Genomic DNA, 15,511 nt, shown 5'->3' on the forward strand with positions numbered 1-15,511 from the left:
TTGGGCTCATCCCCCATGATAGCGGAGGCGGCATGCCCCCACCTCGTATGTTCCCCGTCGACATATACCCCAAGCAACCCAGCGCATGCGCAACTGTGCAGAAACCGCGCTTTTCGCCGCCGGGCGCCCGCCGGCGCTTACCGAATCCTTACGGTTACCGTATAGTTGCCACCGCTAAGACATGAAACACTTGACGCGCCGGCGCGCACCTGATGGCCGGCCGTCGCCGAGGAGAGGGAGCCCACGGTGCGCGCGACGCTCTACAAGCCCACAACGGTGCAATTCGCCAAGTTCGCTTGCGTGGGCATCATCTCGTTTGTCGTCGATTGGGCCCTCCTCATCGTGCTCGTCGAGGGTTTCCGCGCCGACTACCTCCTCTCCACCACCATCTCGTTCATCGCCTCGGTCGTGCTCAACTACGCGCTCAGCATGCGCTACGTCTTCGATCACCGCGACGACATGAGCCGTAAGCGCGAGTTCACGATCTTCGCCATCCTCTCGGCGGTGGGCCTGGGGCTCAACGACCTCTTTATGTTCGTGGGCGTCACGATGCTGAACATCGCCTACCAGGCCATGAAGGTCATCGCCACGTTCTGCGTCACCTGGTACAACTTCTTTACCCGCAAGAAGTTCCTCGCAGGGTAGCCCTCCGTCGCCGCCCGGCGCCCCGGCGTGGAGCACGACGCATCTGCGGCGCCTCGCGCACTCCCTGCGATCGACACATAGCACCCCGCCCGCGGGAATCGCGGAATCGCGCAGCGCCCATCGATTGCGCGCCGCTCACGGGTGGCCAGGTCGCGCCCAACAGGGATATAAATAACCCCCTCTGGCCAGAAAAGCGCTTCAAATAACGACAGGACACGGGAGCAGAGGCTTCCGGCGCGCGCAAGTTGCCCGCACTCACCTTGGCGGCAGGGCGTTTCCTGCGGAAACGCTGGTTGTAGCTGGCGCCATGTCCCGTCGCAGCACAGTGAAGGCCCCTGGGAACGAGGGTCAATCATTATTTCGATGCGCTTTTTGTCCATAGGGGGTTATTTATTTCGGTGAAACGGCGCCTTCGTGCGGGATGCGCGCGGTTCTCCTCCCGCGGGCGGCGCTCTCGAACTCTCCGGTGCGGCAAAACGGGGCGCGGGCGCACCCCTTGCGCCCGCGCCCCGCAAACCGACGCGTAACGGAAACCCTTCCCGTCGCTTACTCCTCCACGTTCACGTACGTCCACACGATGCTATCGCCCGCGCTGAGCGTATAGGCGGAGCACGCCACGCTGGGCTCGACGCCGTTGACGCTGAAGATCCACCCGCTCATGGGGCCGTGCTGGCGCTCCGCGAGGCCGCCGATCGCCGACACGTACATGCCGTAGGCCGACTCCGAGGCGGAGATGCCGATGCCCGTTTTGGCAAGCGCGTCGTAGACCGTTGAGCCCGCCGCGAGCGATACCGTGGCAGACGAGGCGCCCGCCCCGGCAGCCGAGCCGTCGACGGTGATGGACACCGTGATGAGGTCTGCCGTGGCACCGGACGCGGTACCGGTCGGGCCGCCCTGCGCCGCGCCGGCAGCGCCGCCCCCCGTCGAGCCGGAGGCGCCGCCTTGCGCGGCATCGGCCCCATCGGTTGCGGTCTGCGCAAGCTCGATGGGCACCTCGCTGCCGTCGGGCAGCGAGGGCGCCGCGCCCGCCTCCTGCTCGAAGACCGGGTCGTCGAGAGAGGCGTACGCGTCGCCCGCGATGCGGTAGCCGGTGGCCGCAGCGAGGATATCCGCGGCGGAGGCGTCTGCCGCATCGGACACAACGACGGCGGGATCGAGGGTCAGGGCAAAAAGCGCCGTCTGACGCGCATCCTCGGCGATCCAGGTCACCCGGCTGATGGCGGGATCCGCCTGCGCGGCCCACTGCGCGAGGCCCGCCGCGCGCCGCGCGGCGCGGTCGATGACCGCGGAGGCATCGGTCGCCTCGGGGTACTCCACCCAGATGCCGTCACCGTCCACCACGCAGGTGATGCCGGTGGCGTCCGGGGAGATGGCAAGATCACCGGGGAGTTCCGCGAGCGCCCCCTGCACGTCTTCGACGGTGACCGTCGCCGTGAGCGCGGCATCATCTTCCGCTGGCTCCTCGGCCACCGTCTGGAAGAGGTCGGAGCCGAGAAGCCCCGCGAGGCCGTCTCCGGCGCCCAGGGCAATCGCCCCGCCGACACCGACGACGATGAGCAGGACCGCGAGCGCGGCGAGCGCGGGACGGATCCAGTGGGGCGCGCGCCCCTGATCGGTGGCAGTCATGCTACTCCTCCCCCGCGCGGCGGCGCGTGACGACAAGACCGATGATGAGGATGACGCCCGCGGCGATGGCAAGGAGGAAGACGGCGGCGAGCGGGGCGCGCGGGCCCTCGGTCGCGTCGGCGGCGGAAGCCGCCGCAACCGCACCGTCCTCCCCTGCGCGGGCGAAGGCCGAGAGCAGGCTCTGGGACTCGGCGTCCGCAGTATCGCCGGCATCGCCATTCGATGCGGCGGCGTCGGCGGCCGCGGCCGTGCCCGTAAGCACGATCTGCGGCACGGTACCGCCGGTTGCCCCGCCCGCGCCGGAGGCCGCACCGCCCTGCCCCGCGCCATCCGATGTCCCCGAGCCCTCGGGGTCTGCCGGCGCCTCCGGATCGGGCAGTGCCGCGCCCGCATCGATGCGGAAGAGATGGCCGGAGTCGTTGACGAAATAGAGCGCGCCCTCGGCATCGACGGCCACGCTCGCCATGCACCAGTCGGCATAGGCTCCCGTCGGCTCGTACACAAGCACCACCGCATCGTCGCCCAGGCGGTAGCGGTACACCGCACCGGTCGCGGCGTTGCAGGTGAAGTAGACGTAGGTGGCGTCGCCCTGCACCGCGACCGTCGGCGCCGCCTTGACGTCGCCGGGAAGCGACACCCCGCTCGCAAAGCCGGTGACCTCGTGCTCGACCGTCATGGTGGCCAGATCGATGACCGCGAGCACACCCGTGTAACCCTCCGTGGCGCCGCCGACATAGGCGCGCCCGTCGGCGATGGTGGGCGTGGAGGTCGAGCTCGCCGCAAAGCGGACGCTGCCCGCGAGCGCAAGCGATCCGTCCGCCGCAACCGTGATGCGGTGGAGGGTTCCGTCCCGCGTTACGGCGTAGAGCGTCGAGGCGTCCGACGGGTCCGCCACGAGCGCCGCACGCGCGGCGGCGCCGAGCGCGAGCGTCTGCTCGTCGGCACCCGTCGCCGCGTCGAGCGAGCGCACCGTACCCGCACCGTCGACGGCGACCACGCGATCGCCCGCGCGCACGGCGCCCGTCCAGTAGTAACCGGCGTCACCGGAGCCGGTCGTCGACCACGCGACGGCGCCCGTCCGCAGGTTGACGCAGAAGAGCGCGCCCGCGGCGCCGGCGCCGTCCGTCGTGCCGAAATACGCGTATCCGTCCCGCACGGTCACCGAGGAGAGCGCCTGCGCGCCCGCCGCGAGCTCCGAGGTGAGCGAGACCGTGGTGAGCGTATCGGCCGTGAGCACCTGCAGCCGGCCGCCGTGGAGCGGCACGACGATGAGACCGTCCGCAAAGACGAGCCGGCAGGCGGAATCGATGCTCGTGGCGAGGGTCGCGCGGGCGAGCTCCGTGCCCGTCGCGCTGTCATAGGCCCTGAGGGTGTCCCCCACTGCCAAAAAGACGCGTCCGCCCGCGATGACGGGGTCGCTCTGATAGACGGCGGAGGCGCTGCCCGGCGTGGCCCCCGTGGCGACCGCCCAAGCGAGCTCGCCGCCCTCGGTGGGCGTGGCGATGCCCGCGAGGGCACCCGGGGCGAAGCCCTCCCACGCCGCCTCCCAGTCGGAGGGGCGCTCGTCCCAGGCGTCCGGATCGACCGTGACGTCGTTTGCGGGAAGCTCGGCGCCGTACGCGGAGTAATACCACACCACCTGGGTGCCCGGCTTGAGCTCCACGCTGCCCGCGCCGAGGTCGGACGACGCGCCATCCACAAACAGCTGCCAGTACGACCACGTACCCGGCGAGGTCTCGACCGTGCCCAGCGACTCGCCGGTGATGGGCGAGGTGATGCTGTTGAGGAACCAGCCGTACGAGCCGGTGCCCGTATCCGCCTCGAGGCCCGCGAGCGCGAGGGCGCGCTCGGTGAGGTCGGCCGCCGTGGAGCCCTGCGGGAGCGAGATCTCGGTGGGGCCCATCCACGACGCGTCCGCGCCCTCCGCATCGGGACCGATGATCTGCGCGGTCACCGTGATCTTGGCCTTGCCGATATCCTCCGGCGACGCGCCGTAGGGCGCGTAGTACAGCACGACGTCGGTACCCGGCTCGAGCGCCACCTGGCCCGCGCCCGTATCGGAGGCGGCGCCGTCCACAAAGAGCTGCCAGTATTTGCCCGTCGCCTCGTCCCAACCCAGCACGCGGCCGTCCGGAGCGGTGATCGTGCTGAGGTAGTACCCCTCGGTGCCCACGCCCGACGCCTCGTGCGCGAGCCCGGCGTCGGCGAGCGCCGCCTCGATGAGGTCGGCCGCCGTCGACCCCTTCGCGAGGTCGTAGGACGTGCGCGCCACCCAGACCTGGTCCTCGCCAAAGGCGTCTGCACCGATGATGGCAACCGTGGCCTCCACATCCGGGTCCTCAGCCCCCCTCGTGCCCGCAACCGTGAAGGTGGCGCGCACCTCTTGGCCGGCGAGCCGGGTAAACGCGGGGCCCCACGTGGCATCGTCCGCATAGCGCTCGGCGTAGCGCGCGAACCTCTCGCTCGCGAGCATGCTCGTGACGGTAACCTGCGTGTCGTATTCCGGCTGGGTCACCCGCAGCGTGTCGTGCGCCACCACGCCGGCGTCGCTTGACTTGAACCAATGGCCGGGCACGACGCCCATCTCGTCATCCGCCTCGAGGTCGACGGTCTCGATACCGTCGCCCGCGGCGGAGGCCTCCGCGTAATCGCGCGCCCACGCGAGCGAGCCGTCCTCGGCGCGGTACGCCTTCTGGAAGATGGCGAGGTCGCCCGTCACGGCATCGGCGCCCTGCCCGTCGAGCAGGGCGGCGGCATACCCCGCCGCGGCTTCCTCCATAAGGGCGAGCTCGGCATCGATCGCCTCCGCCGTGAGCGGCGAGACGGTGAGCGCGATGGTCTTGGTCGCCGTGATTGCGGGGTTATCCTTGCTCGTCACCGTGAGCGCGAGCTCGACCTCGCGCGGCGCGCCGCCCGGCAGCGGCTGGTACACGTTGGCGCGGTACCCGTTGATGACGAGGGCGTCCGTCGAGGCCGCGTACGCGACCGTGTAATACTTGCCGTCGATACCGAGGGCGCGCGTCGTGGGCAGCTGCAGGTCGCCCGCCACCGCCGCCGCGTCGACCGCGGCGCCGTCAGCGCTGTAGGTGAGGGCGTCGGGCGTGAAGGCGGCGTCGACCTTCGCCGCGAGCGCGGCCGTCTCCTCCTCGATGGCGGCGGGATCGGCCTTGACCGTCAGCGTGAACGGCACCTCGACCGTAACCTCGGGGCCGCCAGAGGTCACCACGCCCACCGTAGCCGTGAGCGTGACCTCGGTATCCTCCGCCGGCCGCGTGACCGCGCCGGTCATGGTCTTGTCCCAGCTATTGCCGGCAACCTTGACGACGTCCTCGTCGGAGCTCGTCCAGCTGACAGTCGACCAGCTCTTGTCGGCCAGCTTGAGCGGCAGCGTCACGTCCTGGGTGACGGATTCCGCCGCGTCGCCTGCGGTGTACCCGATGGCGAGGGCGGCCGCCGCATCGGATGCGAGCATCTCCTCGACGCGCGCCTCGTCCCACGGCATGGTCGCCGTGCGCTCGGGGGTGAACAGAACGGTCTCGCCGTCGCGCGCAAGCTCGAACGTAGGTGTGAACGTGCGGTAGCCGGTGAACCCGCCCCAACCCGTGAGGTCGTCGGGGTCCATGAAGAAGTAGGTGATGGCGCCGTTTGAGGCATCATCGGTCGAGATGCCGAGCACCGCGCCCTCGGCAGGCCGCGAGACCTCGATGGCGACCGTGCGCACGGCGACGTCGTCCGCGCCCATGCGCGCGAGCTTCGCCCGGAGCACGTCGTTCAGGTTGGTGTCCACGCCGTAGGTGAGCTCGGGGCGCCAGCTCTCGTCCGCGAGCTTGGCCGCGATGCCCGCAAGCGACGTCGCATCGATGACGGGGTTCGCCGCGGCGATCTCCACCGTGGAGGAACCGCTGGTCGCCACCGCCTTGAGGTAGAAGCCGGCGAGGTCAGCGCCGATGGTGAGCGAGGCCCCGTCCGCCCCGTCGATCGCCGCAAAGGGGCCCTCGGCCGCATCCGCCGCATACCACTGGATCGCGACGTCGCCGGTTACGTTGTCGCCGTAGGTCGCGGACCCGCCGAGCCGGCGCGCCTGGACCGTCGCCGTCACGGTATCGCCCGTAAAAAGCTGCGTGGTCGAGCTGGAGACAAGGGGCGAGGTGGTCACGCGGAGCAGGTCGTACGTACCCGCCGCGAGCACGGTGAAGCTCTCGGAGACGACCTCGTTGTCGAGCGCCGAGGCGCGCACGCGAAGCGTCTTGCCCACGTAGCCGTCGAGCAAAAGGAGGTCACCCTTGCCGCTCGCGGCAAGGCGTTCGTCGAGCGGTTGCCACGACCCCGCCTCGTCCTGCACCTCCCAGATGAAGCTGAGGGCGGCGTCCGCGGGAGCCGCCACCTCGTAGTAGCCCTGGCGCACCTGCGCCGTGGCGGTGATGACGTTGCCCGCCTGCGCCGCCTGACCGCTCGAGGACAGTTTGATGCCCGAGAGCGTGTAGCGCCCCGCGTCCCTAGCAGGGGCGGCGCCCACGGCGGCGTCCGCAATCGCAGCGTCGCCTGCCGCCGCCGTCACGGCGAGGGACGCGACGCCCTCGTCGGTCGCAGGCGATTCGTCCGCTCCTGCGGTAGCGGCATCGGAGGCGCCCGCCGCCTCGGGCGCCGTGGACGCAGCACCCGCAGACGCGCTCGCAGGGGGCGCCGCAACGGGGCCGACCGGCGAGACGGTATCGAGGGCGCCCTGCGCGGTGCCAAAGCGCTCCGCAGGACCCACGTGGCACTCACCGTCGACCGTCACCGCGACGGCGAGATAGCTGCCCGCAAGCTGCTCTGCCAGGTCTTCGGTGAGAACGAGGCTCTGCGCGGTTTGGCCCGCGATGGGCTCGTAGTCGTCTATGCGCGCGGAGGCGGTGCCGCAGGCGTACCACTGGTAGGACCAACCGTCCTGCGCGGCCACGGCCGCGTCGGCATCGGCCCCATCGGCATCCTCCCCACCGATGAACAGGTTGGCCCAGAGCGTCGTGCCCGCGCTCACGGCGCCCTCGACACTGCCCTCCGACGACGCTGCGTCCTTGGCGTCCTGAATCAGCAGGTACACGGCCCCCGTATGCGCCTGCGAAGCGGCGTCGGGCGCCGTCGTCCCATCGGCGGCAGACGGCGCCGCCGCATCGGATGCGGGCGCATCCGTTGCCGGCGCCGCGTCCGCAGCGGTCTCCGGGGACGCATCGTCTGTTGCCGCGGATACCGCGCCATCCCCCGTGTCTGAGGCAATCGTGCCCTCGGCAGAATCTGCGCCCGCCGCCGTGTCACCGGCGCCGGCAGCCCCATCCGCCGCCGTGCCCTCGGCACCGACCGCGTCCGTCGCAGCGATACCCTCGCCTGCGTTCTGCGCAAACGCAACCACGTTTTGGGCCACGTGCCCGAGGGCCTCTGCCTCCGCCGCCCACGCTGCCGCGGGAACCTGGCCAAACAGCAGCAATCCCGTAAGTCCGACGGCAACTGCACGCCGCGCAGTCGCACGGCGCCAGGGCGCGCCCGCGCGCCACCAACGTCCGCCGCGGTCGAGTGCCTCCCGCGCCCGTGCAGCGTCCCGATTCACCTTCATAGGTGCAACCTCTCTCCCAGGGCCCGACGCGCATGCACCCAAGCGTTGCCTGCGCGCCTATCGAGAGGAGGCGATCCGGCTCACCGCCCTTCCCGCCGCGCGCCGTCCGATCTGCGGCGCGAGTACCCGGCGGGCATCGCGATTCACGGTTACTGGTATAGCGGGGGTCTCGCACCCCTCTTCCCCTGGGCGCCTGGCGCCCGTGCGTCTCCGCACCACTCTCGAGGCCAACGTATATGTGCCCCGTATGCTAGCACATCGGGATAGCCGGTTGGGCCGCCGGCTGCGCGCATCGGAGGGCAGGGGAACGTTCCCGATTGCACACGGGCGTCCGCAGACGGGAGAGGCTGCTGGGGCGCGCGGCGTGCGCCGAAGCCCAAAGGAGCCGAAGGCTACGCCCGGTAGGGAGCCCCGCAGCGCACGATGCTCTCGCGCACGAGCACATCCATCGCGTCGAGCACGCGCGGGGGCATGGTGCGATACCGCTTGAGAACCGAGAGCTCCGTGCAGGCGAGGATCACGCGGTCGCATCCCACGGCGTCAAACTCCTCCAGCACGCGCTCAAACAGGTAGAGATGCGGCTCGCGGCCGGCCTTGACGTCGTCGTAGATGAGCGACATCACATCGCGCTGCCGCTCCGGGCTCGGCACCACGGCCTCCACGCCCACGGCCTCGCATGCGCGCGCGTACACGCCCGAGCCCACCGTGCCGTCCGTCCCCATGATGCCGATACGGCGGATGGGCCGCTCGAAGAGGCCCGCCGACGCCGCCGGGTCGAACCCGCGCTCCCCCACCACGGCGCCCGCCGCCGCATAGCGCGCTGCCTCGCGCGGCATGTGGATGATGGGCACCCGGGTCATCGCCTGGATCTGATCGTAGAAATAATGCGACGTGTTGCACGGGATGGCGATGTGCGCGCAGCCCAGGCCCTCGAGCGCGGCGGTGGCAGAGCGCATCTCGGCGAGAAGCGCCGCGTGGTCTCCCGTCTCGATGGCGCGGGTGCGGTCCGGCATGGAGGCGCACGAGAGAATCACCATGTTGAGGTGCTCCTGGTCGCACGACGCCTGGGTGTGGCGCACCACCTCGTCATAGAAGTACGAGGTCGCCTCGGGGCCCATGCCGCCGATCACGCCGAGCTTCTCCATCTGTCGCACCTCCCGTCGGCGCGCGTCTCCGCACGCGCCCTTTTGCGCGCGACGAAGCCGGCAGGCAGCCCCGTCGCGCCGTCGCCTATGCGCGGTAGTAGCGCTTGAAGATCTTGAAGTGCTCCATAGTGGTGTGCACCATGCGGAGCCACCGGTTGAGAGTAAAGTCTCCCTTCATGAAGACCGGGTTGACGCCCTTGCCCTCGCGCATGAGGCGGAGCGCCCGCTCGCGGAGCTCGGGGTCGCGCACGTAGCGCTTGATGACGCCTTTGGGCACGACCGTCCAGAGGTGCTCCTCGCGCGCCGTCTCGAAGGCGGGGTCGAAGGGCCGGTTGTAGACGTACTCCTCCACCACGTACTTCGCCACGTTGAAGCCGGAGCCCGTCACGTAGTAGTTGCTGCGGCCCTGACGCGTGTTGAAGTCGAAGAACTTGAACGACCCGTCGCGCTCGTCGTACTTGACGTCGAAGTTGGAGAAGCCCACAAAGTGCAGGTCCTCCAGAAGCTCACGCACACCGCCCATCAGCTCGTCGTTGGGCTCGGTGATGATGCAGGCGTGGTTGCCCTGGGCATGCGGCCCGTGCTCCTCTAGCAGCACGTGGCCCAGGCACATCATGCGCACCTTGCCCGAGCGGTCGGAGTAGCTCGTGAGCACGCGCATGTACTCGTCGTTGCCCGGCACGCGGTCCTGGATGATGAGGTCGTCCTCGTAGCCCGAGGCGTACACGTCGCGGATGGTCGCCTCGAGCTCGGCGCGCGATTCGATCGTGTAGGCCTTCTGCTGGGTGGCGAAGGGGTGCTCCCAGTACGAGATGCCGTCCGACGGCTTCAAGATCATGGGGTACGGGAAGTCGAGGGCGTCGATCGCGGCAGCCGTCTTCGCCGGGTCCGCCGCCATGGCCGCCGTGAAGGTGAAGGTATGCGGGTAGGGCACGCCGTGCTTCTCGCAGAGGTCGTAGAAGACCTCCTTCTGCTGGCAGCTGTTCATCTGCTCAAAGGGGCCGTACGGCGCCACGATGTTCCCCTCGAGCTCGCCTGCGTCCTTCGCCTGCGCGATGAGCGCGACGTAGTTGTCGCCGCAGCCCATGAGGACGATCTTTTTGTCCGCGTGCTCGCGGGCAAAGGCGTTCACCGTGGGCAGGAAGACCTCGCGGGTGTCGATGCGCTCGTTGGGGCGGTAATCGACGATAAGGCTCCGGAAGGCGGGGCCGGTGTGGTACTTGCCAAAGGCCACGCTGCGTACGCCATACTGCTCAAAGAACGCGCGCGCCACGGAATACACGTTGATGTCGCCGCCCAGAAGGACGGGGATGAACTCGCGCTCGGTAAAGGTAAGGGCCATCTTCTCCCCTTCTCGTCACTCGGTGCGCCGTGCGCTGGACCACCGGGTCGCGCGGACGGCAAACTGTATTAGTATACGGCGCGCCGCCGCCCAACGTCCGAGCGAGCGCCCGGCCTTACACGTTCCCCATGCTTCTCCCTTGAGCGCGGGCGCGCCCCGCGCGCTCCAAAAAGGCGCTGGAGCCGTCTCAAACCCTGCAGAACATTAACCTTAAAGGTGAGCTTGAAACTCCACAGTTTCTCAACGGACCGGAAAAGCCGCAGGTCGCGCCCAATCTTAAACCTTCAACTTGAGCCTTAAGGTAGGGGTAGGGGGTTATTAATTAAAATCGCCGTACTATACTGTCCACCAGCACGTGAGGTATGTCGTTCGTAGAGGACAAGGACTTCTATGCGAGATTCCAAACCATCGATCGTGAAGGTCATCGCCAGCCGCCCGGCCCGTGCGCTCACCTGTGCCGCACTCGCCGTCGCGTTTGCCGCGACCCCCCTTCTCTCCCCCGTCGCCGCCTACGCGGTCTCGAGCGAGACCCAGGCAGAGCTCGACGCCGCCGAGAGCCAGGTGGACTCCTACGCCGCCGCCTACAACGAGGCGGCCAAAAAGCTCGAGGAGCTCCAGGCGAAGATCGACGAGAACACCGCCAACATCGCGGCCATCGAGGAGGAGCTGCCCGGCCTGCAGGCCGCGGCGAGCCAGGCGATGCGCGAGGCCTACAAGTACCAGAGCAACTCCAATCCGCTCGTGAGCTTCGTGCTCAAGTCGCAGAGCTTGGACGACCTCATCACAGGCGTCGTCTACATGGACCAGATCCAGTCCTCCAACAACGCTGCCATCGACGAGCTCAACAGCAAGCAGCAGGAGCTCGAGCAGCAGAAGGCCGAGCTCGATCAGGCGAAGGCCCAGCTCGAGGAGCAGAAGAAGGCCGCTGCCGACGCGCTCGCCGAGGCACAGGCCGCCCGCTCCGCCGCGCAGGCCAAGGCCGAGGCCGAGGCTGCCGCCGAGCTCGCAGCGCTCGCCGCCCAGAGCCAGGCCGAGCAGACTGCGCCCGGTGAGGGCTCCGGCGTCTCCGGCGACAACCCCTACTCCGGCGCCACCGACCAGGGCAGTTCCGTGTCGGGCGGCGTCTCCTCCGGCGGCGTCAACTGGAACGTCTCCTACGACGAGTTCATCAACACGTGGACGACGCGCATCGACAACTACCTCGCCGGTTCCCCGCTCGCCGGTTACGGCCGCGTGTTTGCCGAGGCATCGTGGAACACCGGCACCGACCCGCGCTGGTCGCCCGCCATCTCCTGCATCGAGAGCACCAAGGGCCGCTACTGCGCCGGCAGCTGTAACGCGTGGGGCCTCTCGGCCGTGGGCGGCGGCTGGATGAACTTCGGCAGCTGGACCGAGGCCATCAACTACCACGTTTCCTACCTGTACAAGTATTACGGCCCGACGCTCACCCCCGCTGCGGCGCAGAAGTACTGCCCGCCCACGTGGCAGGATTGGTACAACAAGGTCGCAAGCGAGATGAACCGTATCTAGCGCGCGTTGGCCACGTCTTAATACGCAAACAGACGCCCGCCCGGACCACATGGCCGGGCGGGTGTTTTTTGACTCCGTGTCCCGCGCCTCAGGGCAACGATGTCCCGAGGCGTTATGCAGCCGATGGCGGCGTGACAACCACCAAGATGGCAAACACGATAACGAGATAGAGAATGAGGACAAGAGCGTCCTGCCTACGGGTGCGCCGCGCCACAACGGGGAGCACGAGGGCGAGGGCGGTCCGGTTGCAGGCCAGATAGGACATACCGCCCATAGCGGGAAAGACAAAGCCCAGACCCAGCAGCCCCAAATACCAGAGGGGCTTGCCCGCGTTGGCAGCCGAGGGGTGGAGCACCTCGTTCACCACCGCAGCGAAGCATACCAGCACAAAGACCGCAATGGCGACGTTCCATGCGATGCCGCCCCACGGCAGGCGGCTCCCCTGCGAAGCCGCCCGTGTTACCGCTGCAGGGGGCGCATCCTCGATAAGCGCCGAGGATGCGCCGGTGGTCGCCGCGGCCCCGGCGGACGGCCCCGCAGACTCGGTACGGACGGCGGACGGCGCCGCAGACTCCGCACCCGTGGCGGGCACCGGTGCGGACTCGGTACGGACAGCAGATGCCGGCGCAGCAACCTTGGTAGCCGGCTTAAGCGACAAAGCGCCCGCTCCGAAAACCGCCTCGGCAAAGGCTTCGGCGAGCGCCGGAACATCCGCATAACGCTCCGCCGGATCAAATGCCGTCGCCCGCGCGAGCACCGGGGCGAGCGCGGGCGTCACCTCGGCGGCATGCGCCGTTGTGTCGAAACCAGGCCGGGGCTCCTCCCCCGTCAGGCAGAACGCGAGCAACTGCCCCAGCGCAAAGACATCGCTTCGCACATCGGTCTGCCCAAAACCGTACTGCTCGGGCGGTGCGTAGGCGCGCGTGCCCAGGTGCACCGTATCGGACGCCGCGTCATCGCGGTAGCGCCGGGCGATACCGAAGTCGATCAGAAAGAGCCCCTCGGGGGCGATAATCACGTTCTGCGGTTTGAGGTCGCGGTGGATGAGGGGCGGGTCGCAGACTCCGTGCAGCTCGGCGACCGCCTCGCAGAGCACGGGGAACACCTCCCGCGCGAGCGCCGGCGACCCGCCGCGGCGCGCCACGTATGCCGCAAGCGTCTCGCCGGGCACATATTCGGTCACGACCACCAGCTCGGACCCCGTCTTATAGCATTCCACCACGCGTGGCAGATGGCAAAAGCGCCTGCCCGCGCGCTGGGCGCGCAACAGCTCCTCGTACGCGCCGCCGAGCCCCGTCGCCAACTCGATGCGCTTGCGCACAAAGGGACCGAGGCGGGTGCCGCCCTCCCCGGCAAAGTAGACGAGCTCCGTCAGGCCGTCGCGGCTGCCAAGGGTGCGCTCGACCCTGTACGCATCCGAGCGCGCCACCGCGTCGAGATACGCGTCCAAACCGTCATCTGTCACCATCGTCTCGTCCATGGCGCTCATACTAGCAGACCGCGCGGACAAGGGGGCGCGCCGCCTGTTGGCCGGGCGCTACTCCCCCAGCGTGCGCTCCCCCAGGCGGTAGAGCTCGTCGTCCACGCGGCGCAGGCTGTAGCCGCGGTCGATGCAGAAGATGATGATGGCGTCGCGGCGATCTTTGCAGTAGAGCTCGTTCACACCGGCCGCCTGCAAGAGCCGCCGCGTCTCCACCAGGTCGCAGCCGAGGGCGATGGCGAGGCGCAGCACCGTATCGCGCCCCGCCCCGCGCCGACCCTTGAAGATCTGGTAGCCGAAGGTCTCGTTGAGCTCGGCCGCGCGCACCACCTCGACGCGTCTCCTGCCTTTGGCGAGAAGGAGCTCGTTCAGATAGGTGGCAAGATCGCGGTGCACGAGGTCGTGCGCATCGGCAAACACCGCGGGATCGGGAGCCGCGAGCAGCTCGGCGAGCAGCTCCTCGGTAAGCGGCTCCCCATCTCGACGACCATCGCCCGTCTCTGCCATGACCACTCCCATCGATCGCACCTGTCACGTTGCACTATAGCGCAGCAAAACGGCCGCGCATGCTATGCGATCGTCCAGCTCGCGGCGGGGCTGTCGGCAATGATCGAGGCGTAGTAGAGCGCCGACACGCTGTCGCCCTCGAAATATACCGAGCCGGATACGGTGCCGCCTGCAGCGAGCGTACCGTAAGAGAGCTCGTCGACCGCCTCGCTGTAATACACCGGGTCGGTTGCCGCGCCCTGGGCATCCCGGCCCTTCCAGTTGTAGCTGTTGTAATCGAACTCGGCGTCGCCGTTGTTCACGTAGGTCACGTGTATGCCGATCACCGGCGAGCCATCGTAGTTGGTGAGCCCCGGCTCCACGCTGTCGAGCGTCAGGGTGACACCGTCCTCGAACGTCACCGATGAGCCGACGCCGAGGTCCTGCGTCGACACGGCGTCCGTGTCGGCGGCGTCCCCGCGATCGGCGTCATCCCCTGCCGCCTGCGCGGCGTCCGTCGCCGTGACGTCTGGACCGTTCGCCGCATCATCCAAGGCGGAGGAGTACATGCTCTGCGTCCCCAGAACCACGGCAAGCGAGGCGATGTTCACCACAAGGGCGGCGATGGCGAGCGCCTTACCGGCCTTCTTGCCGCGCACCACGCCCACCATGCCCACGACGGCAAACACGAGCCCGATGCCTCCCAGCACGAAGGCGAAGTTGTTGATGATGGGCATCCACGATAGCACGACCGCCAAGATACCCAGCACCAAACCGACGATTGCGGCGACCGAACGCGATGCGTCCCTATTCTCCCCTGCCATAACGACCCCTTCCCATGGACACGGCACCCCTCCGGTGCCATCACGCCCAGTATGGAAAAGATCTGCCCCCGTTTCATTAGCTGCGAGCTAATGAAACGGGTTGGAGGCTTGCGGCGTATGGAGCCTACGCAGCATGCGACGGGCACTGTCCCGAACCGCACCGTCAGCCATCAAACCCATCACCGAGGGGTTGAGCATCACGCGAAACTCCCGCACCATTGTCACCACGCATAACCGAGATGTCTCAGCGAATCGCTCGTACCTTAATTACGGTCGGGCGGCTACCGTAAACGGCGCGCGTCGCGTCTCTAGAGGCGGGAGCGCGCAGAAAACTTCGTTGCAACTTATCGCAATGTTTCGCATCCGAGCGCGTTAACTTTCGCCGCATGGGGTACCATATCCCTCGCGGCCGTTCGGTCGCGTTCCTGTTTCGCGCGCAAGCGCATTTTTTGCCCGCAAGGGCACGAAAGAAAGGCACGTCATGGCACAAGGTACCGTTAAGTGGTTCAACCCCGAGAAGGGCTACGGCTTCATCTCCCGCGAGGATGGGGACGACCTGTTTGTCCACTTCTCTGAGATTCAGATGGACGGCTACAAGACCCTCGACGAGGGCGAGAGCGTCGAGTTCGACGTTACGACCGGTCAGAACGGCAAGCTGCAGGCTTCCAACGTCCGCAAGCTCTAAGAGCCGCGCAAACGCGATCGTTAGCTTAGGAGGCGCCCTACGGGGCGCCTCTTTTTTTAATATGAGCTGAACATTGTCAAGAGGCAAAACCGGCCCGACCGCCCGCGGAGCTACCGCGACCGGTCGGGCCTACCTATCTTCACCCGGGCTGGCTGCCGCCT

The 15,511-nt window shown here is 68.2% G+C and carries 10 protein-coding genes; 3 read left to right on the forward strand and 7 right to left on the reverse strand.

Annotated features, from left to right (window positions below):
- Positions 1-246 precede the first annotated feature (246 nt).
- Positions 247-645: a GtrA family protein gene (locus tag B5F70_RS09330; protein WP_087205299.1), complete on the forward strand. Its 399-nt coding sequence runs from the start codon at positions 247-249 to the stop codon at positions 643-645.
- A gap of 546 nt (positions 646-1,191) precedes the next feature.
- Here the strand turns inward: B5F70_RS09330 and B5F70_RS09335 are convergent.
- The 4 genes from B5F70_RS09335 to B5F70_RS09350 form a co-directional block, all read right to left on the reverse strand.
- Entirely contained in the window at positions 1,192-2,271 is a 1,080-nt protein-coding gene (locus B5F70_RS09335) for a DUF4430 domain-containing protein (protein WP_087205300.1), read from the reverse strand.
- Between the two features lies 1 nt (position 2,272).
- On the reverse strand, positions 2,273-7,858 hold the full coding sequence (locus tag B5F70_RS09340; protein WP_087205301.1) for an immunoglobulin-like domain-containing protein: 5,586 nt from the start codon (positions 7,856-7,858) through the stop codon (positions 2,273-2,275).
- Between the two features lie 392 nt (positions 7,859-8,250).
- Positions 8,251-9,003: an amino acid racemase gene (locus B5F70_RS09345; RefSeq protein WP_087205302.1), complete on the reverse strand. Its 753-nt coding sequence runs from the start codon at positions 9,001-9,003 to the stop codon at positions 8,251-8,253.
- An 85-nt stretch (positions 9,004-9,088) separates the two neighbouring features.
- A complete protein-coding gene (locus B5F70_RS09350; protein WP_087205303.1) occupies positions 9,089-10,345 on the reverse strand; it encodes an ATP-grasp domain-containing protein in 1,257 nt (418 codons plus the stop codon).
- 390 nt (positions 10,346-10,735) lie between these two features.
- Between B5F70_RS09350 and B5F70_RS09355 the strand changes: the two genes are divergently transcribed.
- On the forward strand, positions 10,736-11,875 hold the full coding sequence (locus B5F70_RS09355; protein WP_087205304.1) for a hypothetical protein: 1,140 nt from the start codon (positions 10,736-10,738) through the stop codon (positions 11,873-11,875).
- A gap of 112 nt (positions 11,876-11,987) precedes the next feature.
- Here the strand turns inward: B5F70_RS09355 and B5F70_RS09360 are convergent, their stop codons facing one another.
- The 3 genes from B5F70_RS09360 to B5F70_RS09370 all read right to left on the reverse strand — a co-directional run bounded on the left by B5F70_RS09360 (position 11,988) and on the right by B5F70_RS09370 (position 14,665).
- On the reverse strand, positions 11,988-13,355 hold the full coding sequence (locus tag B5F70_RS09360) for a serine/threonine-protein kinase (protein WP_206383548.1): 1,368 nt from the start codon (positions 13,353-13,355) through the stop codon (positions 11,988-11,990).
- A 57-nt stretch (positions 13,356-13,412) separates the two neighbouring features.
- On the reverse strand, positions 13,413-13,862 hold the full coding sequence (locus B5F70_RS09365; RefSeq protein ID WP_087205306.1) for a helix-turn-helix domain-containing protein: 450 nt from the start codon (positions 13,860-13,862) through the stop codon (positions 13,413-13,415).
- 62 nt (positions 13,863-13,924) lie between these two features.
- Positions 13,925-14,665, reverse strand: coding sequence for a DUF4352 domain-containing protein (locus tag B5F70_RS09370; protein WP_087205307.1), 741 nt, complete (start codon positions 14,663-14,665; stop codon positions 13,925-13,927).
- 481 nt (positions 14,666-15,146) lie between these two features.
- Here B5F70_RS09370 and B5F70_RS09375 point away from each other — a divergent pair, with 481 nt between their 5' ends.
- On the forward strand, positions 15,147-15,350 hold the full coding sequence (locus tag B5F70_RS09375) for a cold-shock protein (RefSeq protein WP_087205308.1): 204 nt from the start codon (positions 15,147-15,149) through the stop codon (positions 15,348-15,350).
- The last annotated feature ends 161 nt before the right edge of the window (positions 15,351-15,511 follow it).

It is taken from the genome of Collinsella sp. An268 (assembly GCF_002159765.1).
In the GTDB taxonomy this organism is placed as follows: domain Bacteria; phylum Actinomycetota; class Coriobacteriia; order Coriobacteriales; family Coriobacteriaceae; genus Coprousia.